At 70.1% G+C, this 21050-nt stretch carries 21 protein-coding genes; 12 read left to right on the top strand and 9 right to left on the bottom strand.

Going from position 1 to position 21050, the window contains the following annotated elements; translation table 11 throughout:
• The first annotated feature begins 28 nt into the window (after window positions 1-28).
• On the top strand, window positions 29-1168 hold the full coding sequence (locus ON27_RS13530; protein ID WP_051046522.1) for an alkaline phosphatase family protein: 1140 nt from the start codon (window positions 29-31) through the stop codon (window positions 1166-1168).
• Between the two features lie 95 nt (window positions 1169-1263).
• Window positions 1264-1587 (top strand): hypothetical protein, encoded by a 324-nt coding sequence (locus tag ON27_RS13525; protein ID WP_043725636.1) that lies wholly within the window; start codon window positions 1264-1266, stop codon window positions 1585-1587.
• 3 nt (window positions 1588-1590) lie between these two features.
• Here ON27_RS13525 and ON27_RS13520 read toward each other — a convergent pair whose 3' ends face one another.
• On the bottom strand, window positions 1591-2013 hold the full coding sequence (locus tag ON27_RS13520; protein WP_043725592.1) for an MmcQ/YjbR family DNA-binding protein: 423 nt from the start codon (window positions 2011-2013) through the stop codon (window positions 1591-1593).
• Between the two features lie 141 nt (window positions 2014-2154).
• Here ON27_RS13520 and ON27_RS13515 point away from each other — a divergent pair, with 141 nt between their 5' ends.
• Both ON27_RS13515 and ON27_RS13510 read left to right on the top strand, forming a co-directional pair.
• A complete protein-coding gene (locus tag ON27_RS13515) occupies window positions 2155-3369 on the top strand; it encodes a sigma-54-dependent transcriptional regulator family protein (protein ID WP_083887554.1) in 1215 nt (404 codons plus the stop codon).
• 182 nt (window positions 3370-3551) lie between these two features.
• Window positions 3552-3932 (top strand): DUF779 domain-containing protein, encoded by a 381-nt coding sequence (locus ON27_RS13510; protein WP_051046521.1) that lies wholly within the window; start codon window positions 3552-3554, stop codon window positions 3930-3932.
• Between the two features lie 68 nt (window positions 3933-4000).
• Here the strand turns inward: ON27_RS13510 and ON27_RS13505 are convergent, their stop codons facing one another.
• Window positions 4001-5554, bottom strand: coding sequence for a succinic semialdehyde dehydrogenase (locus ON27_RS13505; RefSeq protein WP_043725591.1), 1554 nt, complete (start codon window positions 5552-5554; stop codon window positions 4001-4003).
• 264 nt (window positions 5555-5818) lie between these two features.
• Here ON27_RS13505 and ON27_RS13500 point away from each other — a divergent pair, with 264 nt between their 5' ends.
• From ON27_RS13500 to ON27_RS13480, 5 genes are all read left to right on the top strand, one after another.
• Window positions 5819-8152, top strand: coding sequence for a sensor histidine kinase (locus tag ON27_RS13500; protein WP_043725630.1), 2334 nt, complete (start codon window positions 5819-5821; stop codon window positions 8150-8152).
• A gap of 2 nt (window positions 8153-8154) precedes the next feature.
• On the top strand, window positions 8155-8580 hold the full coding sequence (locus ON27_RS13495; RefSeq protein ID WP_043725590.1) for a roadblock/LC7 domain-containing protein: 426 nt from the start codon (window positions 8155-8157) through the stop codon (window positions 8578-8580).
• Entirely contained in the window at window positions 8577-8951 is a 375-nt protein-coding gene (locus ON27_RS13490) for a DUF742 domain-containing protein (RefSeq protein WP_043725589.1), read from the top strand. The genes ON27_RS13495 and ON27_RS13490 overlap by 4 nt, the downstream gene beginning before the upstream one ends.
• Window positions 8932-9531, top strand: coding sequence for a GTP-binding protein (locus ON27_RS13485; RefSeq protein ID WP_043725577.1), 600 nt, complete (start codon window positions 8932-8934; stop codon window positions 9529-9531). Before ON27_RS13490 ends, ON27_RS13485 begins: the two co-directional genes overlap by 20 nt.
• Window positions 9532-9631: 100 nt before the next feature.
• Window positions 9632-10396 (top strand): MSMEG_1198 family transcriptional regulator, encoded by a 765-nt coding sequence (locus ON27_RS13480; protein WP_043725573.1) that lies wholly within the window; start codon window positions 9632-9634, stop codon window positions 10394-10396.
• A gap of 6 nt (window positions 10397-10402) precedes the next feature.
• On the opposite strand, the gene ON27_RS13475 is transcribed toward ON27_RS13480, so the two are convergent.
• Window positions 10403-11545, bottom strand: coding sequence for a ThiF family adenylyltransferase (locus ON27_RS13475; protein ID WP_043725568.1), 1143 nt, complete (start codon window positions 11543-11545; stop codon window positions 10403-10405).
• Window positions 11542-12978 carry a phenylacetate--CoA ligase family protein gene (locus tag ON27_RS13470; RefSeq protein WP_043725563.1) on the bottom strand — a complete coding sequence of 479 codons (1437 nt, stop codon included), beginning with the start codon at window positions 12976-12978 and terminating at the stop codon, window positions 11542-11544. The genes ON27_RS13475 and ON27_RS13470 overlap by 4 nt, the downstream gene beginning before the upstream one ends.
• 164 nt (window positions 12979-13142) lie before the next feature.
• On the opposite strand from ON27_RS13470, the gene ON27_RS13465 reads away from it, so the two are divergent.
• The gene (locus ON27_RS13465) at window positions 13143-16898 is read left to right on the top strand and encodes an nSTAND1 domain-containing NTPase (protein ID WP_043725561.1); all 3756 of its coding nucleotides are present in this window, start codon (window positions 13143-13145) and stop codon (window positions 16896-16898) included.
• Window positions 16899-16919: 21 nt separating this feature from the next.
• On the opposite strand, the gene ON27_RS42855 is transcribed toward ON27_RS13465, so the two are convergent.
• The 5 genes from ON27_RS42855 to ON27_RS13445 form a co-directional block, all read right to left on the bottom strand.
• Window positions 16920-17069: a hypothetical protein gene (locus ON27_RS42855; RefSeq protein ID WP_157227174.1), complete on the bottom strand. Its 150-nt coding sequence runs from the start codon at window positions 17067-17069 to the stop codon at window positions 16920-16922.
• 35 nt (window positions 17070-17104) lie between these two features.
• Window positions 17105-17845, bottom strand: a complete 741-nt coding sequence (locus ON27_RS13460) for an MSMEG_1198 family transcriptional regulator (protein WP_043725558.1) — start codon at window positions 17843-17845, stop codon at window positions 17105-17107.
• A gap of 183 nt (window positions 17846-18028) precedes the next feature.
• On the bottom strand, window positions 18029-18526 hold the full coding sequence (locus tag ON27_RS13455) for a hypothetical protein (protein WP_043725628.1): 498 nt from the start codon (window positions 18524-18526) through the stop codon (window positions 18029-18031).
• 32 nt (window positions 18527-18558) lie between these two features.
• The gene (locus ON27_RS13450) at window positions 18559-18972 is read right to left on the bottom strand and encodes an NUDIX hydrolase (RefSeq protein WP_218002988.1); all 414 of its coding nucleotides are present in this window, start codon (window positions 18970-18972) and stop codon (window positions 18559-18561) included.
• Between the two features lie 54 nt (window positions 18973-19026).
• Window positions 19027-19500: a winged helix-turn-helix transcriptional regulator gene (locus ON27_RS13445; RefSeq protein ID WP_043725554.1), complete on the bottom strand. Its 474-nt coding sequence runs from the start codon at window positions 19498-19500 to the stop codon at window positions 19027-19029.
• 53 nt (window positions 19501-19553) lie between these two features.
• Here ON27_RS13445 and ON27_RS13440 point away from each other — a divergent pair, with 53 nt between their 5' ends.
• Both ON27_RS13440 and ON27_RS13435 read left to right on the top strand, forming a co-directional pair.
• Window positions 19554-20351: an acyl-CoA thioesterase gene (locus tag ON27_RS13440; RefSeq protein WP_043725537.1), complete on the top strand. Its 798-nt coding sequence runs from the start codon at window positions 19554-19556 to the stop codon at window positions 20349-20351.
• A 13-nt stretch (window positions 20352-20364) separates the two neighbouring features.
• Window positions 20365-21050 (top strand): MFS transporter (locus ON27_RS13435; protein WP_245559935.1); only part of this gene is annotated, 686 nt, incomplete at its 3' end.

Genomic DNA, 21050 nt, shown 5'->3' with positions numbered 1-21050 from the left:
CCCCACCCCCGTTGACATTCTGAGCTTCGTGTTCGTCGCGCCGCGTTACGGTACGGGCTCTCTCGCCGATCTGTTCCCCTCTGTCCTCGCCGGTCTCGGCGTGCCCGGCGAGGAGGACCGCCTGGGGCTCGGGCTCGCCATCGAGCGGGCCTGCGTCCTGCTGGTGGACGGGCTCGGCTACCAGGACCTCGTCGCGAATCCCACTGCGGCGCCCTTCCTGTCCGGCCTCGCACCGCGCTCGCTCACGGCGGGCTTTCCCACGACGACGGCCACCAGCCTCACCTCGCTCGGGGTGGGCGTTCCGCCCGGCGAACACGGCGTGGTCGGTTATCTGTTCCACGTCCCCGGCTACGACCGGCTGTTCGTCCCGCTGTCCTGGCGGCTGCACGGGGTGCCCAAGTCCGATCTGCGCAGCGAACTCGTTCCCGAGCAGTTCCAGCCGCGCACAACGGTTTTCGAGCGCGCCGCCGCCGACGGCATCGCCGTCGCCCAGGTGTCGCCACGCGATCAGGCGGGGTCCGGACTCACCAAAGCGGTTCTGCGCGGCTGCGAGTTCCGCCCCCAACTGTCCTTCGGCGACCTGATCGCCGGTGTGAGCGAAGCGCTGCGCGCCGGGCCCCGTGCGCTGGTCTACACCTACCACGGTGACCTCGACCTGACCGGGCATGTGCGCGGGCCCGAGTCGCGCTCCTGGGAATTGGAGCTCGCCAACGCCGACCGGCTCGCCGCCGCCCTCGCCGAGGAGTTGCCACCCGGCGCGGCGCTGCTGGTCACCGCCGATCACGGCATGGTGCAACTGGAGGATCGCATCGATTTCGACACCACTCCCGTTCTACGCGAAGGCGTCCGGGCGCTCGGCGGTGAGGCGCGCGCCCGGCACGTCTACACGGTGGACGGTGCCACATCCGACGTCGCGGCTGCCTGGCAGGCCACGCTCGGGCCGGACTTCGAGGTGCTCGACCGGGAGGAAACCGTCGCTCGCGGCTGGTTCGGCCCCACGGTCGATCCCGCGGTCGCCCAGCGCATCGGCGATCTGGTCGTGGTCGCCCGAGGGCGGCGTGGCGTCATCCGCACCGGCGCCGAACCGCTGCAGTCCTGGCTGGTCGGTCACCACGGTTCGCTCACGCCCGCGGAGATGAACGTCCCGCTGTGCGTATTGCGCACCTAGCCGCCGCGGCCGGTCGGCGAACGCTCGCGCGTACGGGCTCTAGTCTGGAGCCGATCGCGGCGGGCAACGCCGTGCCCGAACCTCAGGAGGAGACCATGAACGCCACGCTGTCACGGACCGGCCGAACCGGCCTCGGGATCGCGCTGGTCGCCATGGCGCTCGCGGGCTGCACCGACATCGAGCGCGCCCTCAACCGCGGCGGCGACACCCCGTGCAGCGAGTACGTCAAGCAGGATCAGGACACCAAGCGCACGACGATCACCAAGTTCGTCAAGCAGCAGAGCCGGGACGACCGCGAGCCCGCGGGCACCGTGGTGGACGCGACGATGGTGTCGGTCGACCTGCTGTGCGGCGCCCAGGCCAATACCGACACCCCGATCAAGAACGCCGACGTCGCAGGCATCTTCATCCGGAAGTGAGGCTCAGCGCGGCGGATGGGCGGCCAGCCAGTCCGCCGCGCGCTTGCGCGAGGCCCTGGCCAGCCAGGCGTCCTGGACGATCTCGGTGAGCTCGCGACGGCTCAGCTCCCCGATCCTGCTCGCCCGCACCAGGACCGACGGATGCCCGTCGAAGTGCTTCGTCGTGAAGAACGGCGCGTCGGGGTCCTGCACCAGCGCCTGTTTGTCCGACTCCGAGGGCACCCAGATCACGATCACATCGGTATAGCGCTCGCCGGTGCCCGGGTCGACGGCATCCGGACGTGGATTGCGGAAGAACACGAACGACTTGCCCCCGACCTGGTAGATCGGGTTGCCGAGCGGTCCGTCGACGCGCGTCACATGGGGCATGCCCGCGGCCACCTCGTGCACATCGGCGAGGCGTGCCCGCTGGAAACCGGTCGCCATGCCAGCAGCCTATGGCGTCGTGCCGCACTTCGCTCGAAAGCCACCCCGACCGGCCGGTAGGGCTCGAACCGCTCGCCACCCTCGTCGGCGTCCGCCAGAATGGGAGAGCGATCATGAACTCACACGACGACGGGTCTTCACGTGGCGCAGTTCCGCACCTTCACCCAACAGCGGGGTGACCTGCAAAGAGAATGGGAACGCTGGGCGACAGCTCCGCACGCCGCGTCCCCGCCCCGGCATACCGTGCTGCGCAACGAAGTAGCGCAATCCTGGCGGCGGTCGCTGCACACGGTCGATCCCGCCACCACCGAGGCGCCGGGCGTGGACGATATCGGAGACCGATGGGCCGCGTCCCCACTGCGCGGACCGGTCACGGCGCTCGCGGGTGAGCTGCGAGCCGTCACCGAGGACTCCGGGTATCTGGCCGTGGTCACCGATCCGGCGGGCACCGTCCTGTGGTCCTGCGGCGACCGCGCGCTGCGCAGGCAGGCCGAGCAGGTGAATCTCGCGCCCGGCGGCTGCTGGGACGAAAGCCACATGGGCACCACCGGCGTGGCGCTGGCGTTGCACACCGACCGCGCCGCCTCGGTGTTCTCGGCCGAACACCTGGTCGCCGCCCTGCACGGCTGGGTCTGCTACTCCGCGCCGATCCACGGGCCCGACGGAAGACAGGTCGGCGCGCTGGATCTGTCCAGTTCCTGGGACCGCTCCCATCCCGCGGTGCTGACCTCGGTGCGCGCCCTGGGGACGGCGGTGGAGACGATGCTGCGCACTACCGAGCCCGCGCCCCCGCCCGGGATCCGGTTGGCCTGCCTCGGCGGCGCCCGCCTGCTGTGCGACGGTGTGCCGCTCGCGCTGCCGCCTAGGCAGCTGGAGATCCTGGCACTGCTGGCCCTGCAGCCGGACGGCTGGACGCCGGAGCAGTTGCACGCCGCCCTGTACGGCGACCGCGCGGTCTCCACCAGCACGCTCAAGGCGGACGTCTCACATCTGCGCCGCGCGATCGGCGGCGCGATCAGCAACCGCCGTTACGTGCTGACCGGCCCGGTCGCCTGCGACGCCGTCGAACTGTTCGCCGCCATCACCGCGGGCGACGCCACCTCGGCGGTCTGGCTCTACCGGGGACCGCTGCTGCCCGGTTCGGAGGCACCCGGCGTGCTGCGGTGGCGCGACTACCTCGACGTCGGGGTGCGGACCGCCGTGCTCGCCGGCGACCGCGCCGAGCACGCCGTGGCGTTCGGCGAACGGGCACCGCGCGATATCGCGGTGCACGAGCACGCGTTGCGGCTGCTCCCGCCGGACGATCCGCGGCGCGCGACAGTCGCGGCTCGGCTGCATACGGCGTTGCGCGACTGACGCTTTCGCACCAACCTCGCGCCAACCTCCGCGGACCATAGTGGGCCGGTCCGAGATATCTGCGAGGGATCATGAGCTACACCAGACCGGGAGCGGGACTCCGGGATCGCCGACTACCCGACGCGCTCCGGCCGCGTCGTCCACGCCGGTCGGACGGCGCGGCGTCGCGTCGAACGCATCGGGTGGACATCACCGACCGCGCGCGGGCCGTCCTGCGCCGCGTGATCGACCAGCACGGAGCGGTGCTGCTGCACGAATCCGGCGGGCACCGCGACGGTGGCCGACCGCGGTGCCTGCCCATCCGGGAGTCCCGGATCGATGGCGCGGACATCCTGCTGGGAAGCCTTCCCTGGCACACCGAATTGTGGATCAGCGGCGAGCAGTACGAGCACTGGAAGCACACCCACCTCACCGTGGACGTGGCCGACGAGCCCGGCGGCTGTGCCACGGAAGCGCTCGAGAACATGCCCTTCGTCGTCCGGACACGGCTGCTCACCGACGACGAGGCAGCGGCGCTGGCGGCCGGAGGACCGCCGCGCACCGGAGCCGACCGGTTGGCGTGACCCCTGCACGAGCCGACCGGCGGGCTGTCCGCCCGGGTGGGCACGACCACCCGGGCGGACGTCGTATGTCAGCGTCCCGGCAGGAAGCGCAGGCTGCGGGCGACGGTCATCAGGAACGGCTGCCACTTGCCCTTCGGGAACAGTTTCGGCGCGTCGAGATTCATGAACCGGGTGACCACGACCGACTGCGGTTCGGTGAACTTCAGCAGGCCGTCCGGGCCGTGGCGGCGCCCCACCCCGGAAATGCCCATGCCGCCCATCGGGGCCGCGGTGGTGCCCCACGCCGGCGCGTAACCCTCGTCCACACAGACCGTGCCCGCGTGCAGCCGCCGCGCGATCCGTTCGCCTTCCGATTTGCTCGCCGCCCACACCGAGGCGTTGAGGCCGTAATCGGTGTCGTTGGCCAGACGCACGGCTTCGTCGACGCTGTCGACGGGGTAGATGGAGACCAGCGGGCCGAAGGTTTCGTCGCGAGCGCATTCCATTTCGTCGGTCACCTCGCTCAGCACGGTCGGCTCGAAGAACAGCGGCCCCAGATCCGGGCGCGCCTTACCGCCGGTCAGCACCTTCGCCCCCTTCGACGTGGCGTCCGCGACGTGCTTGGCCACCGTTTCCACTTGCGTTTCGGAGATGAGGCTGCCGATGTCGGCCGAATAGTCGTACGCCGCGCCCAGTTTCGCGGCGTTCACCGCGGCGACGAACTTCTCGGTGAAGGCAGCGGCCACCGCACGCTCGACATAGAGCCGCTCGATCGAGATGCACAGCTGCCCGGCGTTGGAGAAGCAGGCGCGCACGGCCGCCTTGGCGGCCTTGTCCAGGTCGGCGCCCGCGGCCACGATCATCGGGTTCTTGCCGCCGAGTTCGGCGGAGAAGCCGATCAGCCGGCGGCCGCACTGCTCGGCCAGGGTGCGGCCGGTCGCCGAGGAACCGGTGAACATCAGGTAGTCGCACGCCTCGACGATCGCGGTGCCGACCACGCCGCCCGGACCGGGGACGACCGCGAGCAGTTCGCGGGGCAGGCCCGCCCGGTACAGCAATTCCGCGCCGGCCAGCGTGGAGAACGGGGTCTGGCTGTCGGGTTTGACCACCACGGCGTTGCCCGCCATGAGCGCGGGAATGGAATCGCCGATCGACAGCAGCAGCGGGTAGTTCCACGGCGCGATGACACCGACCACGCCTTTCGGCTGGTACCGGACGGAGGCGCGGTTGAGCACCGGGAAGGCGCCCGGTACCCGGCGGCCGCCCAGCAGGCCGGGTGCGATCCTGGCGAAGTAGCGGGCCGCGAACATCAGGCCCATGATCTCTTCCTGGGCCGCCCAGCGCGCTTTGCCGGTCTCGGCCTGCACCACGTCCATCAGGAACTCGCGGTGTTCCACCACCAGCGCCCGGTAACGATGCAGCACCGCCGCGCGTTCGGACACCGGCCGCGCCGCCCAGTGCTCCTGCGCGGCCCTGGCACGGTCGACGGCGGCCGCGACATCGGCCGCCGTGCCCACCGGCACGCTGCCGAGCGGATCTCCGGTGAACGTCTCGGCGATCGTCCTGCGCGGGCGGTCCGCGGGCGCCTCGATCGCCGCCAGCGCGCTGAGGCGATCGAATACATCGGCTTTCGGCGCGGGCATCGCTGCCTCCTACTTGTGAGTAACTTCGAGGTACACACAATCTACGCCCTGGACCGCCGGCCAAGAACCCGTCACGGGAAGATTGCGCCCGAATCGGTCGTCGCGGGTCTGCCATCCCAGCCACCTCGAGTCCCAGTTATGCGCTATGGCAATAAATTTCGGCCGGTAATCGCGATTTCACAAGAACACGTTATAAGTCAAATCGAGTCCCGCTGACCGGGACAGGATCATCGGATGGCCGGGTTCGTGGTTTACGTTGTGCCGATGTTCAGAGCGAGGCTCGGAGTCCGAACCCGGATTCTGGCGATCGCGCTCATTCCGAGCCTGACTCTGCTGGTCGTCGGCGTGGGCGCTGCGAGCTACCTGGTGGCGGAGGGAACCAAAGCCAAGGATTGGGCCGCGGAGAACCAAAAGGCCATCCCGTCGACCAGGGAAATGATGGAGGCGGTCCAGCAGGAGCGCCACCTGACGCTCGCGCTGCTGTCCGGCGACACCACCGCGGCGCCCGCGCTCGGCGCCACGCGGACGCGTTTGGACGAGGCGCTGCGCGGCCTGATCCAGGCTTCCGAGGGCATTCGCGACGTCGACGACTCCAAGCTCGGCGACAACGTCGCCAACTTCACCACGCTGACGCAGAACATGACCGCGGTGCGCTCGGGCGTCGACGCCGCCGCGCTGCCGCCCGCGGACGCGTACATGTTCTTCAACCGCCTGCTCGACGTGATCTCCGCGGGCACCAAAGTCGCCGAGCAGACCGCCCCGTACACCGAGATCGGCGTCCGGATCGCCGTCGGCATGCGCTTGTTCAACGCCACCGAGGCGATGGCGCGCAGCAACGCGCTGGGTGGCCTGTACGTCGACGGCGCGACCGCGCCACCCATCCCCGCCGAGGAGTACATCCGCCAGATCGGCTTCTATCACGCCGAGATCGCCGCCCTCGGCGCGGAACTGGAAGGCACGGAGCAGCGCCACCTGCAGGCACTGGTCGCGAGCCCGTCCTGGCAGCAGCTCACCGCGATGGAGAACGCCATCGCCCAGCGCGCCATGACGCCCGCACAGGCCGCGTCGCCGAGCGGCACGAGTGCATCTGCGCGTGCCGCGGCCGCGGTGTCGTTGCCGCTGAGCACGCAGGAATGGCACAGCGCCGCCGCCGAAGTCAACCGCGGTCTGATCGATGCCTGGACAACGCACAACCGCGCCTCGCAGAAACTCGCCGAGGACAAGGCCGCCGCGGCCGCGACCAGGTCCGCCTTCGCGGGCGGCGGCGTACTCGTGGTCAGCGTGCTGGCGTTCCTCATCGCGGTGGTCATCGCCAACCGGGTCATCCGCCGGTTGAAGCGGCTGCGCGGCCAGACGCTCGCGCTGGCCGACGAGCGACTGCCCGACATGATGCGCAGGCTGCGCGACGGCGAAGCCATCGATCCCGCCGCCGAATCCCCGAACCTGGACTACGGCCGCGACGAGATCGGCCAGGTGGCCAAGGCGTTCCAGCACGCGCATTCCGCCGCCGTATCCGCGGCGGTGGCCGAAGCCAGGACCAGGGAAGGCGTGAAGGCGGTGTTCCTGAACATCGCCCATCGCAGCCAGATCGTGGTGCACCGGCAGCTGGAGATCCTCGATGAAGCCGAACAGCGGCAGGAGGACCCGATCCTGCTCGACACCCTCTTCCGTCTCGACCACCTCGCCACCCGGGAGCGCCGCAACGCGGAGAACCTCACCATCCTCGGCGGCGGCAAGCCGGGCAGGCAGTGGCGCAATCCGGTCCCCCTGGTCGATCTGGTGCGCAGCGCCGTCGGCGAGACCCTCGACTACGCCAGGGTCCGCGTGGCCCGGTTGCCCGAGGTCCACGTGCTCGGCACGGTGGTCGCCGACCTCATTCACCTGCTCGCCGAGCTGGTGGACAACGCGACCTCCTTCTCCCCGCCGCAGTCGCGGGTCGAGGTGACCGGCAACGTGGTCGGCAAGGGCATCGTGGTCGAGATCGGCGACCAGGGCATGGGCATGTCCGGCGAGGACCTGGCCAAGATGAACGAATCGCTGCGCAATCCACCGGATTTCGGGGTGGCCGCGCTGTCGGCCGACTCCCGGCTCGGGCTGTTCGTGGTCGCGCAGCTGGCCGCGCGGCACGGCATCTCGGTACGACTGTCCGAATCCGACTACGGCGGCATCAAGGCCATCGTGCTGGTCCCCTCCGCGCTCATCGCGGGCGACACCGCCGCGCCGCAGACACCGTCGGAGCTCACCGATCCCGGCCGTCGCCGCAGCCTCATCGCCACACCCGCCACCGCGACCGCGGACGCCACGCAGACCGCCGCGTCTCCGGTCGCCACGCTGGCGGCCGACCCCGCCGCGCCGCGCTACGCGCCTCGGCCGTACACCGAGGCCCCGGCGCACGCGAGCGCGGACGGCCGCCCCGCGTTGCCCCGGCGCAATCGACAGGCCAATCTCGCACCGCAATTGGCGCAGCCGGTCCAGGAACAGGCCGCCTCCGCGCAGTCGGCGCGTTCCGCCGAACAGGCCCGTGATCTGATGTCCGCCATCGAGAACGGGACCAGGCAGGGCCGCCGCGCCATCATCCCCGACGAACAGGAAGGCTAGGGGTGTCCGCTTCTCCCGCAGGTGATCTGAATTGGCTGCTCGACGATCTCGTCGACCGGCTGGCCGGCGTGCGCCACGCGGTGGTGCTGTCCACCGACGGGCTACTACTCGGCCGGTCCAGCAGCATGAGCCGGGAGGACGCCGAACACTTCGGCGCGATGTCCTCGGCGCTCTACGGATTGGCGCGCAGTGCGGGCAACCGTTTCGACGGCGGCGGTGTCCGGCAGGCGGTCATCGAGCTGGACCGCGCGGTGCTGTTCGTGACCTCCGCGGGCGACAACGCCTGCCTGGCCCTGCAAGCCGCCGAGTCCGCCAACCTCGGCATGGTGGCCTACGAGATGAATCTGACCGTCCAGCGCGTCGGCAGCTACCTGTCCACCACCCCGCGCCAAGACCTCGTCGGACAGGTCGAGCAGAACCGGCCATGACCAACCCGCGTGAGCCCTGGTTCGACGAGGCGGCAGGCCCGCTGGTACGTCCGTACGCGCTCACGCGCGGGCGCACCAGCTTCACCGGGCCCGAACTGGATATGCTCACCACCGTGATCGCCGACACGTCGGCGCCCACCCTGCGGCGCAGCGAACCCGAGTACACCGATATCCTTCGGCTGTGCCGGGTTTCGCAGACCGTCGCCGAACTCTCCGCACAGTTGCGTTTGCCGCTGGCGGTGACGAAGATCCTCGTCGGTGACCTGATCGGCGACGGGCAACTGATTTTCCGCGCTCCCGTTCCGACGGAGGCCGGACCCGATGACCTCAACATATTGCGAGCGGTACTGGATGGAATCCGAAAACTTTGACCCCAGCGGCACACCGCAGCTGGCCGCGTCGGTCAAGATCCTCGTCGCCGGCGGGTTCGGCGTCGGCAAGACCACGATGGTCTCGGCGATCAGCGAAGTCGCGCCACTGCGCACCGAGGAGCTGATCACCGAGGTCAGCACCGGCATCGACGACCTGTCCGGTGTCGAGCAGAAGTCCACGACCACGGTCGCGCTGGACTTCGGCAGGCTCACCATCGACCGCGACCTGGTGCTCTACCTGTTCGGCACGCCCGGCCAGGACCGGTTCTGGTTCCTGTGGGACGAACTGGCGCGCGGCGCGCTCGGCGCCGTCGTTCTCGCCGACACGCGCAGGCTGGGCAATTCCTTCGCCGCCGTGGACTTCTTCGAACGGCGCGGCCTGCCGTTCATGGTCGGAGTCAACTGCTTCGACGGCGCGCCCCGCTACACCATCGACGAAGTACGCGACGCCCTCGACCTCGACTCGGTCACCCCCGTCATGCTCTGCGACGCCCGCGACCGCGGGTCTTGCAAAGACGTCCTGCTCACTCTCGTCGAGCACCTCATCCAGCGGGCGCAGCGGGCACACGCGACCACCTGATTCGAACCGGGCGGTCGCCTAATTGCCTGCACGGGCAGACCTTTCGGTGTGCTGTCCGATCCGCTTGCCCGAACATCCTGTGCCATATGAAGATTGGCGCATGGGAACGGGGATGAGGATTCTGGTCGCCTCGCCACTCGGGAAGGTCATCGCTCCTGCTCTGACGCAGGCGTTGCAGGACGCGGTGGTGATCGTCGCGCCGGACCGGCGCTCGGTGCAGGAGGCGATCACCGCGACCTTCGTTTTCGATGTCGTGGTGGCCGACCTGGTCTGGAACAATCCGGCATTGGAATTCTCCTTCGACGGTCTCGATGTCGTGAACATGCTGGCGAAAGTCAACCGGCTGGCGCCGGTCCTGATGGCGACCCAGGGCCACAGCATGGAGCAGGACTTGCTGGACGAAGCACGCTTGCGTCCCGAGGTCGCCGGTGTCTACGCGAAATCCTCCGGCGTCGAAGCCCTGCTCTCGGCCATCCAGGCCGCCGCTGTCGGCGCGAAGGCGGGCGTCGATGCCGCGCCGGCTTCCAGCACTCCGCTCTATTCCTTCTTCAGCGGTCAGCGCGGCTCCACGGCGGGACGGCTCGCGGGAGCGATCGCCGCGGGCCGCGCTTCGGACGCGCCGTCCCTGGCGCGTGCGGCACGGGTCGGCGTGAACACCGCGAACAAGGTGACCAGCACCTATCTCGGTCCGATCATCGTGCAGCGCGGCGAGCACGAAACCGGACTGCCGATGACCTTGGGCGCCGTCTACCGGTGGTGCGGCCTGCACGCCCGGTACCTGACCAGTTGGTGCCGCAGGAACGGTCACGCCGACGTCCTACGGCCGATGTATCGGTCGCCGGACGAACCGGCGACCGACCGCTGAGCGCCGCTAGCCGAACCCGAGTTCGGCCAGGAACTCTTCCTCCCCAATCTCGTTCCAGCCGTGCCGGGCCGGATCCTGGGCGCCGAACAGCGAGTGGTCCAGATCCAGGCGGTATCTCCCGGACGGCAATTTCTTGCCGCAGACGATCGCTCTCGCAGCCACCGCGGCCAACGCCCCGGCCAGCGACACCGCGGTCCCCAGCTGCGGCCAAGAAGCCAGGCTGCGCCCTACCTGGGTGAGCGAATAGCGCGTTCGCGGGGTGATCCCGGTGCCGACGATCGCCACGGCCAGCTCGATCCGGCGGCGCGGATCACGCAGGTCGTCGGCCGACAGTTCCGTCAGGTCGCCGGCCTTCCCGTGGAACAGCGGGTAGTCCGGCTGAAGATCGTAGCGTTCCACGTCCAGGAAAGCGTTGTCGCCGTGATCGGTCACCATCAGCACCGGGATTCCCGCCGCACGGGCCCGGCGCCGGATGTCCACCTTCATCGCGAAGTCGTCCATCTCCTCGATCACCACCGACAGCCGCTCCCCCGGGCCCGGCGCTCCGAGATACGGCGCGGCCGTCTCGGGCTGGTAGCCGGCCGGGAAGCCGGTGATCTCGCAGTACGGGTCCAGCTCCAAGGTGCGGCGTCGCGCGAGGGTGAGTTTCGGCTCGCCCACGTCGCACACCGACCCCTGCAGCCGGTTCAGATTGCTGCATCCGAGGCTGTCGCGCTCGGCGAGTCGGAAACGGCGAGCGCCGGTCAGCGCGCACACCGCCAATGCCGAAGCGCCGACGCTCAGCCCCGCGACACCGATCAAGGCCCGCGCCCACGCCTCCTGTTCGGCGCCGGTGAGCAAGTGCCGGTTGCGTGCGGTGCGAAGCCGCCAGAAATGCTCCGCATCAGGCAGTTTGACGACTGTTGCGCGCCACGGATAGACGACGAAGCGGCTGATCCGCTCGATCGAACCGTCATGCAGCGCGGACGCCATATAGCTTTCCAGGGCGCGTCCGGCCGCCGCGGTCCCGGCCGCGAACTCGGGGCGATCGATGACGGCCAGTTCCCGCAGTGCGCTGGTCCAGCAATCGACGAAACGGTATCCCGACCGGGGCGCGAGCAATTCGGCGATGCGCCCGCGGTCGGCGACCGGATGCAAGATCTCGATCATGCCCGCACCTGCGTCCAGCGGTGCTTGATACCGGCCTCGAAGCCCGCGCTGCCGAAGCGATGCAGACTGACCACCGGTTCGGCAGCGGCGCCCAGCGTCGCGTGCAGGCGGCGGTACTCGTCATTGGTGCGCAGCAGCGCCTCGGTGACTCCGGCCCGCAGCATCGTCCCGAACCCGCTTGCCGGGCAGACGCCCTCGCGCAGCTCCACCCGCAAGCGCAGGGTCTGCTCGAATCGGTCGTCGTGTTCGACCGCCAGCACGAACTTGCCGCTCACCGTACGGGTGACCACCGGGTCCTCCAGGGCGGCGCGAATGTTCTCCGGATAGATCTCGAGCGCGTAGAACGACGCCGCGACATCGGTTCGCCGGTACAACGCCAGGAAGCCGCAGGAGTCCGTCGAGGTGACCACCGGCAACCGGTGGCCGTGCTCGCGCAGCGTCTCCGCGAGACGGGCGGCGGAGATCACCGCTCCGACGTCGTTGACCCGATAGCGCACCAGGGGAAGCGCCGTGTCCGCGGAGAACAGGAATCGTCCCTCGGCGTCCACCTCGGTGAATCGCAAGTCGGCGTCGTACTCCACGAAGGTGGGCTGGTGCTGCCCGGCGCCGAACAACGCTTCCCGCAGGCCCGGATCGCGCTGCGCCGCTCGCCGGACCGCGATGGTGGTCGGGGTCTCGCATCCCATGATGCCCGCGTCGGCGGTGCCGTAGACGGCGCAGATGTCCTCGGGGCGGCCGGCTTTGCCGATCCGTTCGAGCACGTAGTCGCGCCACTGCTCGGTGATGGCCTCGCCCGCCAGCAGCACGCGCAGATCCTGCCGGAGGACCTGCTCGGGCGCGTGGTCGAGCACGTCCTTGACGAACGGCGGATATCCGGCGATGACGATCTGGTCGTAGCGCGGCCCCAACTCGGCGATATTCGCCAGGATCGTCTCGAGTTCGATGCCCGGCGTGATGACCGACAGTTTGTGCCCACGGCCGCGCAACGCCAGCGCCGCCGTGTAGGTGTAGGTGCCGCCGATCCAATTGCCCATGGCGAAGCAGATCACCAGCAGCGTCGAGCGCCGATGAGTCCGGAAGTGCCTGCGGAACATTCGGCTGTAGAGCTCGATCGCCTCCTCGTGGGCGACGAGGTCGCGCGGCCAATAGCTCGGCCGGCCGGAGGATCCGGAACTGCACGACCAGGTGCCCGCCTGGGTGACGTCCCCGTGCCACAGCAGCGTCTCCAGCGGGTAGTGGCGCAGGTAGTTCTCCTTCGTCATCGGCGGCACGGTGGCGAAATCCGCCACCGTCCGGATGTTTGCCGGGTCGATCCCGTGCTGTGCGAGGAAAGCGCCGTAGGCGGGCACGTGGTGCGCCGCGCGGTGAAAGACATCCAGTGCCCGGTCGAAGCCGGCGGCGGAGTCGACGGGTACCAACAGTGGAGTGGACATTTTCGTTGATTCCTTCCCACCCGCCGCCTCGCTCGCCACGGTCGGCGTCGGCGGTCAGCGGGCTGAGAAGATCGTCTGAACTGCGTGGACACGGCAGAAAGTAGTCAATACAAGGTCCGTACGACACGCGGCGCCGGCACCGTGCGGCCGATAGAATCGCCCCCATGGCACAGGGGGGAGCGGTGGGGCCGGATCCGCTGTCGGTCTCCAATCGGGAGGAATTCGCCGTCGCTTTCCGGCGCCTGCGCACCGAGGCGGGGCTCACCGTCCGGCAGGTGGTCGAACGCTCGGGATGTCTGCACGGCACGGTTAGCGGATGGTTCGCCGGTCATCATGTGCCCACCGAGCAGAACGAGCGGATGTTCCGTGACGTGCTCGCCGCGTGCGGCGTCGAGGACGCGCAGGCCCAGCAGCGGTGGCTGGCCGCCGTCCGACAGGTCCGCCCCACCACCGGCCGCAAACGCCACCAGGGCCCGATCCCCTACCTCGGCCTGGAGGCCTTTCAACCGGACGACGCCGAATGGCTGTTCGGGCGCACGGAATTGACGCAGGAGCTGCGCCAGCGCATCGCGGCGCTGCCCGGGTCGCCGGCACGGATTCTCGTCGTGATCGGCGCTTCGGGCTCCGGGAAGTCGTCGCTGTTGCGGGCCGGACTGCTGCCCGCGCTGCGGGAGGCGGGCGGCACGGTGTCGGTGTGCACACCCGGCGCCCATCCTGCCCGGGCACTCGCGGCGGCGCCCGCGGCGGAGGTCGTGATCATCGATCAGTTCGAAGAAACCTGGACGTTGTGCCCCGACCCTGCCGAGCGAGCCGAATTCCTCGCCGCGCTCGCCACCGCGGTACCGGAGCGGGTCTACGTTCTCGGGCTACGAGCCGACTTCTACCACCACGCGGCCGAGCACCCGGCCCTGCACGACGCGCTGGCCCACCAGTCGGTGCTGGTCGGCCCGCTCAGCAAGGACGCGTTGCGGGAGGCGATCGTCGAACCGGCCCGCAAAGCAAATTGGACGGTCGAAGACGAGCTCGTCCAACTGCTCGTGGTCGAACTCGCGCCGCGCGGATCCACAGCCGCCCATGACACCGGCGCGCTTCCGTTGCTGTCGCACGCGCTGCTCGAGACCTGGCAGCGCTCCACCCGCCGGCGGATGACGGTGGCGGACTACAACGCGGTCGGCGGCATCGCGGGGGCGGTCGAGCAGACCGCCGAGACGGTGTTCCGCGGTCTCACCGAGCCGCAACGGCAGATCGCGCGCCGTACCTTCCTGCGGCTGCTCAACGTCGACGAGGAGGCGGTCACCCGGCGGCGGGTACAGCGCCCGGAGCTGTTCTTCGACGACGACTCGGTGTCGGATGTCAACGTGGTGATCGAGCGGTTCGCCACGCACCGCCTGCTGACGGTCGAGGAGGAAACCGTCGAGATCACCCACGAGGCGCTGGTGGGCGCGTGGTCGCGGATGACCCGATGGGTGAACCAGGATCGCGAAACCCTCGCGGTGCACCGCCGGTTGACCGAGGCCACGCACGTCTGGCTCGACAACGACCACGACCCCAGCCTGCTATTGGGCCCGGCCAGGCTGGAATTCGTGCAGGACTGGGCGAGCACCGACGGCCACGATCGCGATCTCAACCAGAGCGAGCGCGAGTACATCGCCGCGAGCGTGGCGCACGAGGCCGAGGTGCGCGCACGGGAACGTCGCCGCACCCGCATCCTGCAGGAGATGGTGGTCGGTTTGGCGATCGCGCTGGTCGCCGCGATCGTGCTGACCGTCGTGGCGCTGGTCGCGCGCTCCAATGCCGCGCAGGCGCGGGACGAGGCGATGTCACGGCAGATCGCCGCGCAGGCGGAACGCCTGCGCGGCACGGACCCCGCCCTGTCGGCGCAGCTCGCGCTCGCCGCGTTCCGGCTGGAGCCGACCCTCGAGGCGCGTTCGGCACTGCTGGACAGCTCCGCGGTGCACACCCCGAACCGTCTGCTCGGCCCCGACGGCGGCGCGCTCGTCGCGACCGACGAGGCGGGCGGCGTACTCGCCATCGGCAGAAGCGACTCCTCGATCGACATCCTGCGTCTCACCCCCGGCGGCACGGCGCGGGCCGGTCACATCACCGCGGCGAAGACCGGCGACGTACTCGGCGCGATCGCGATGACCGCGGACGGGTCACTGCTGGCCGCCTCGTTCAACGACCACATCGATATCTGGGATCTCAGCGATCCCGCCGCCCCGCAACTCCGGTCCCCCCTGGGTGGCGCGGCAGCGGTGTACCGCAACCTCGCCGTGAGTGCCGACGGGCGCTCGCTCGCCGCGGGCACTGCCGCGTCTGTGATCGCCCGCTGGGACATCACCGATCCTCGTGCCCCGGCGCCGCTGGACGCGCTCGAGCTTCCCGCGGGTGCGCCGGTGGTCGCGTTCAGCCCGGACGGCCGGCTCATCGCCGCTGCCGGACTCGCGGGCTCCCTGCGTATTTGGGCCGGCAGTGGCGCAACGCCGCCGCTGCTGGCCGACGTCGCTCCCGATGGGTCGACGGCGCAGGCGCACGCACTGAGATTCGGCCCGGACGGCACCGTTCTGGCCGCACCCGGCCGAGCCAACGAAGTTCGCCGCTGGGATGTGCGCGATCCGGCGCGCCCGGCCGCGCAACCGCCGCTGCGCGGATTCACCAGCTACGTCAACGATGTGGCGTTCAGTCCGGACGGCGACCGGCTGGCCGCGGGCAGCTCGGACAACAAGACCAGGGTATGGCGGCTGGACTCGGGACAGTTGGAGATGGAGCTGCCCAATCCGGTTATCGTGGTCTCGGTTCGATTCGCCTTGGACGGTCGTGCGGTGATCACCGGTGGCCTGGACGGCGCGGTCCGGATCTGGCCGCTGCCCGGCCCGATTCTGCGCGGCGCCCAGAGCGTCGTCTACCAGACGCCGATCGATCGCAGCGGTGAACTCGTGCTGGTGGGCGCGGGGGCCGGCGACGGCAGCGCCCACCTGTGGAACGTCCGTGACCCGGCTGCCCCTGTCGAGTACCCGGCCCTCCACGTGGGGCCGGACGAGAAGACCTGCGGCGCGGTGTCGCTCTCGCTGGACGGCGCCTCGGCCGCGGTCGCTACCAGGAGCGGTCGCGTCCTGCTCTGGGACATTCGCGATCCGTGGCGCCCCCGTCTGCGATCGACGATAGCCGCCGTCAACGGCATCGTCGCCAGCCTGACGTATTCCCCGGACGGCACGATGCTGGTGGTCGCGGGCCAGGACGATCCCGTGGTGACCGTATGGGACACCATTGAACCCGGCGCGCCGCGGCGGCTGGCCGAACTCGACGCGGGGCCGGGGCTGCCCGGCATCGTGGCCATCGACAGCGCGGGAGCGAACCTCGCGGTCGCCACCTCCGACGAGTCGGTGCGCCGCTGGGACCTTCGCGATCGCACTCGCCCGGTAGAGCTGCCGAAGCTGTCCGGGTTCACCAACGACCTGACCTCCGTCGCCTTCAGTCCCGCCGCCGGGGTCCTCGCCGCGGGCAGCATGGACCACACCGTGCAGCTCTTCGACGTCTCCGAACCCGCAGCGCCGCGACCGCTGTCCACGCTCGCCGGCGCCGCCGACGCGATCATCAGCGTCAACTTCAGTCCGGACGGCACGCGCCTGGTCGGCGGCGCCAGCGACAACGGAATCTGGATGTGGGACATCTCCGATCCCCGCCGGCCGCGACGGTCCGCTGTGCTCAGCGCCTACACCGGCAGAGTCAACGACGCCGTCTACGGTCTACGCGGGGATCTGTTGCTCGCGGCGGGGCCGGACAAGGTGGTACGGCTGTGGGCCACCGATGCCGAGCAGGTCGCCACCGATCTGTGCCGCAGCGGAAGCATGCCCTTGACCCCGACGGAATGGCAGCGCTATCTGCCGGGAGTTCCCCGGTACGAACTGTGCGCGGGATGAATCGCGGGGAAACCCCGGCCCTCATCGCCGCCGCCACAGCAGCGCGACGAAGCACGCCGACACCGCACACACGAGTCCGGCGACGAAAACGGCGTACTCCCACCACAGCATCGTCTCCGAGGCCGACACCCCGCGCTCGTCGGCCTCGATCGCGGGATTGTACAGCAGCACCCCGCACTGCCGTCATCGGCGCGGCGCGGGGTGGGTCATACGAATCGGGGGCCGAGCACATCCGCGTGCCCGTTGCGTCGGCACCAGCTGATCAGGTAGTGCGCGTGCTCGCCGCACCAGCGGAATATCGCGCCCTGGGTCAGCGGCGTATCGTCGGGCAACTCTCCTCTTTCGCGGATTATCGGGCCGATGAAGGCGTTCGTCGCCTTGTTCGCGGTGTGCCCGCCCACTTTGGCCGCTCGCGCCAGCGACGGGTAGTCCCATGCCGATCCCGCGGCGATCGCGCCGGCGAGCCGTGCGGCGGTCCGGCCGTGCGGGTCGCCGAAGAGCGTGCACAACGACGGTGGCCCCTGCCCTGGCTGCGGCAGGGGTGTGCACTCACCGGTGGCCGCCCGTCGGACCGCGTCGAGCAGCACGGGCACGCCCGAGGATTTGTCGTAGAATTCGGCGACCTCCCCTGACCGATCCCTGGCCTCGTCGAGGTGGTCGCCCTCCATGCTGTGGCCCTGAGCCGCGAGCAGAACCGCGGTATGACGGTTGCTGTCGCGTAGCAGGTCGAGGACGTCCAGCCCGTCGAAGCGATACTCCGACTCCGGGTGATTCCAGATCAGATCACAGATCACGACATCGAATCGGAAACGGCCGACGACCTCGCTCCGGACGGCTTCGCCATCACCGGCCACGCGGACCTTCGATGCCGGAAAAGCCTGCGACAGCGTCGGAGCGATGATCTGACCCAGCGGTGAAGCGACCAGCAGCCGCAAGCTCGGTTCCATAGCGCGATATTCGGCGGTGCGGGCCGCTCGACGCAAGAGCCCGAATACATTGCTTCTCAACAGATTTCGCAGGATCACAGGGCCCTCGAGCAATATGTTGCCCAGTACCGCGCACATCGAGCAGAAACATCCGGACACACCCGCGGGTGAGCGGCAGGCGACCTCGAGGACGACGATCCCGCCTCACACCTGCCGCAGCCACGCGCGCAACAGCAGCGCGCCGCCCGCGGCCAGCGCCACCGCGGCCGGAGCGGGCCACCACGGCCCGTTCCGGCCGAGCAGACCGCGGACGAGCCGCAACTGGAACGCGCCGAGACCGGCCAGGATCAGCAGCCAGATCGGCAGCAGGCCGACGCCGAGCGCCGCGTGCACCGCCCAAGCGCCCGCCAAGGTGGGTCCGCCCCAGGAGCCGGCGAGGTCGTCGCCCGTGACGAGCGGATAGCAGATTCCCCGGAACGCGGCGACGACCGCCAGGAACGCCAAGAACCAGCTCAGCAGGCCGACCGCGCCACTGAGCACGGAGTGCGACACCGATCGCGCCGCCGAGAACTTGCGCGGCAGAACCGATTCGCCGAGCATTCGCCGCGGCACGCGCAGCCGGGTCGGAATTCGCCGCCCGGCCAGCGGCAGTGCGCGCAGCGCGTACGCCGCATAACGCAGGAGTGCCCGAAACCACGACATATCGCCGACGGTAGCGCTGTTCGGCCCGCGATTCACCGCAGCAGGCCCGCGTGCACCAGATCGTCGAACAGCAGCTGGTCGACCGGCGGGACGAGGGCACGGTCGGCATAGCGGAACCACGCGACTTCCTCGATCTCACTGCTGGCGGTCAGCGTGCCGCGGTAGTCGGCGGTGTAGCAACTCATCCGCACCACCGCGCCGTCCGCTGGGCCGTGCACCGCCTCGTAGGTACCGACGTGCGCGGCGGTCTCCGGCAGCAGCGCGACGGTGAGTTCTTCCTCGATCTCGCGCAGCAGGGTCTGCAGATCGGTCTCACCGCCTTCGCGCTTGCCGCCGGGAATGTAGAAGACGTCCTTGCCGCGCGGTCTGGCGCAGAGGATCCGTCCCTGCTCGATGCGCACCCACGCCACCGTGTCGATCAACTGCCGCATTCGCCCGTCCGCCACCGCCGCAGCCTAACGCCGTGCGGCACCGGTCGCGGAGCGGGCGCGGCCGCTGCCTCAGCGGGCGGGGAGCAGGGAAGGGTCTTTGGCGCCGGGGCCGAGAATCGGGCGCAGGTCCCGCGGCGCGAGGTGCGCACCGCACTCCGAACACACCGGTTCGACGGTGGCGAGGTGTCCGCAACCGGCGTGCCTGGTCTGCACCGGCGGACCGTCCGGCGCGGCCCATTCGTCGCCCCACTGCCGCATCGCGGTGACGACCAGCCACAGCGAGCGCCCTTTCGAGGTGAGCCGGTAGTCGTAGCGCACCGGATTGTCCTGATAGGGCTCCCTGGTCAGCACTCCGTGCCGCACCAGATGCTCGAGACGCTGGGTGAGCACGTTGCGGGCGATACCCAGGCGGGCGCGGAAGTCGTCGAAACGGGTCACCCCGAACAGGGCGTCGCGCACGATCAGCAGCGTCCACCACTCCCCGACCACCTCGAGGCACTGGGCCAGCGAGCAGTTCATGTCCTCGAAGCTCGTCCTGCGCATTCCGCCAGCATAGTCAGTTGCTTCACAGAACTCACTACCTTATGGTTCGTTGCATGAAGCAACTCACTGGGCGGACCCTCGTAGCGGAGTTCGCGCTCACCCGCACCGAGACCGGTTGGCGGGCGCGGGTCGACCCGTCCTGGCGGGGGTGGACCGGCCCGCACGGCGGCGTGATCGCGGCTCTGCTCGTCGAGGTCGCGCGGTCGGCGGCGACCGAGCCGCTGCCGGTGCGGGCACTGGATCTGCGGTTCTCGGGCCGGCCCACGGACGGCGAGCTGACCTTCCACGCGACCGAGCACGTCGTCGGCCGCAGCACCGTCGCGCTGGGGGTGCGCGCCGAACAGGACGGCAGCCCGATCGCCGCGGCATCGGTCACTCTGGGGCGCATGGTGCGTACCGGCGTCGAGGACTACGCGGGCACGCCTGCCCCGCGGGTTCCCCCTCCCGAATCCTGCGCGCCGTTCGCGCTGCCACCCGAAATCGTGCCGGTGGGCGCTCATTTCGACATCCGTCCCGCCGCCGGACCACTCCCGCTCAGCGGCGCGGGCGAACGGATGATGTGCGCTTGGATCGCGCCCGTCCCCGAAATGCCCGCGGATGCGGCGGTCCTCGCCATCCTCGCCGACGCCTTGCCGCCCGCGGTCTTCCCCACCTTGCGCGCGCCCGTCGCGATCCCCACCGTGGCGCTGTCGATGCACCTGCACGCCGAACCCACCGGTGACCTGCCGGTGCTCGTGCGCGCGGTGAACGCGTCGACCGGCGGCGGCTGGTCGGTGGACGATACCTCGATCTGGGACCGCGGCGGCCGGCTGCTCGCCTCCGCCCGCCAGACCCGCCGCGTGCTCGGCTGAAACGGAGACGATCGTGCCTTCGCCCGCCACGACGCCGAACCGGGCCGCCGACTTCCGGGGCGTGCTCGCCGTCGTCTCGATCGGCGTGCTGCTGTCGAGCCTCGACCTGTTCATCGTCAACGTCGCCCTGCCGGACCTGGCCGCCGATTTCGGCGCGGCGCGGATTTCGGGACTGTCCTGGGTGCTCAACGCCTACGCGATCGTGTTCGCCGCCCTGCTGGTCCCGGCCGGACGACTCGGCGACCGGCACAGCATCCGCACCACCTTCCTGCTCGGCCTCCTGGTGTTCGTCGCCGGATCGGCGCTGTGCGCGACGGCGTGGGACGTCGGGTCGCTGGTCGTTTTCCGCGTCGTCCAGGCCGTGGGCGGCGCGCTGCTCACGCCCGCCTCGCTCGGCTTGGTACTCGCGGCCAGCCCGCCGCAGCGGCGCGCCGCGGCGGTCCGGCTGTGGGTCGCCTTCGGCGGGCTCGGCGCGGCGCTCGGTCCCGTGCTGGGCGGCCTGCTCGTCGAAATCGGCTGGCGCTGGGTGTTTCTGGTGAACGTACCGATCGGCCTGATCGCCGTGGTCGCCGGTGCGCGGATGCTGCCCGATCCGCCGGGCGCCGGCGGGCGACTGCCCGACCTGCCGGGTGCCGCGGCCCTGGTCGGCGCGGTCGCCGCGCTGGTGCTCGGCCTGGTGGAGGGCGCGGACCGGGTGGG

Origin of the sequence: Nocardia asiatica NBRC 100129 (genome assembly GCF_000308415.1) — a bacterium.
Taxonomy (GTDB): Bacteria; Actinomycetota; Actinomycetes; order Mycobacteriales; family Mycobacteriaceae; genus Nocardia; species Nocardia asiatica.
This window is presented reverse-complemented; position numbering and strand designations above follow the sequence as displayed.

Excerpts from the sequence above, each read along its gene's own strand:
- ON27_RS13525 (WP_043725636.1), top strand. The coding sequence starts at position 1,264 with ATGAACGCCACGCTGTCACGGACCGGCCGAACCGGCCTCGGGATCGCG.
- ON27_RS13520 (WP_043725592.1), bottom strand. The coding sequence starts at position 2,013 with ATGGCGACCGGTTTCCAGCGGGCACGCCTCGCCGATGTGCACGAGGTG.
- ON27_RS13505 (WP_043725591.1), bottom strand. The coding sequence starts at position 5,554 with ATGCCCGCGCCGAAAGCCGATGTATTCGATCGCCTCAGCGCGCTGGCG.
- ON27_RS13500 (WP_043725630.1), top strand. The coding sequence starts at position 5,819 with ATGTTCAGAGCGAGGCTCGGAGTCCGAACCCGGATTCTGGCGATCGCG.
- ON27_RS13490 (WP_043725589.1), top strand. The coding sequence starts at position 8,577 with ATGACCAACCCGCGTGAGCCCTGGTTCGACGAGGCGGCAGGCCCGCTG.
- ON27_RS13485 (WP_043725577.1), top strand. The coding sequence starts at position 8,932 with ATGGAATCCGAAAACTTTGACCCCAGCGGCACACCGCAGCTGGCCGCG.
- ON27_RS13480 (WP_043725573.1), top strand. The coding sequence starts at position 9,632 with ATGGGAACGGGGATGAGGATTCTGGTCGCCTCGCCACTCGGGAAGGTC.
- ON27_RS13475 (WP_043725568.1), bottom strand. The coding sequence starts at position 11,545 with ATGATCGAGATCTTGCATCCGGTCGCCGACCGCGGGCGCATCGCCGAA.
- ON27_RS13470 (WP_043725563.1), bottom strand. The coding sequence starts at position 12,978 with ATGTCCACTCCACTGTTGGTACCCGTCGACTCCGCCGCCGGCTTCGAC.
- ON27_RS13465 (WP_043725561.1), top strand. The coding sequence starts at position 13,143 with ATGGCACAGGGGGGAGCGGTGGGGCCGGATCCGCTGTCGGTCTCCAAT.
- ON27_RS13460 (WP_043725558.1), bottom strand. The coding sequence starts at position 17,845 with ATGGAACCGAGCTTGCGGCTGCTGGTCGCTTCACCGCTGGGTCAGATC.
- ON27_RS13455 (WP_043725628.1), bottom strand. The coding sequence starts at position 18,526 with ATGTCGTGGTTTCGGGCACTCCTGCGTTATGCGGCGTACGCGCTGCGC.
- ON27_RS13445 (WP_043725554.1), bottom strand. The coding sequence starts at position 19,500 with ATGCGCAGGACGAGCTTCGAGGACATGAACTGCTCGCTGGCCCAGTGC.
- ON27_RS13440 (WP_043725537.1), top strand. The coding sequence starts at position 19,554 with ATGAAGCAACTCACTGGGCGGACCCTCGTAGCGGAGTTCGCGCTCACC.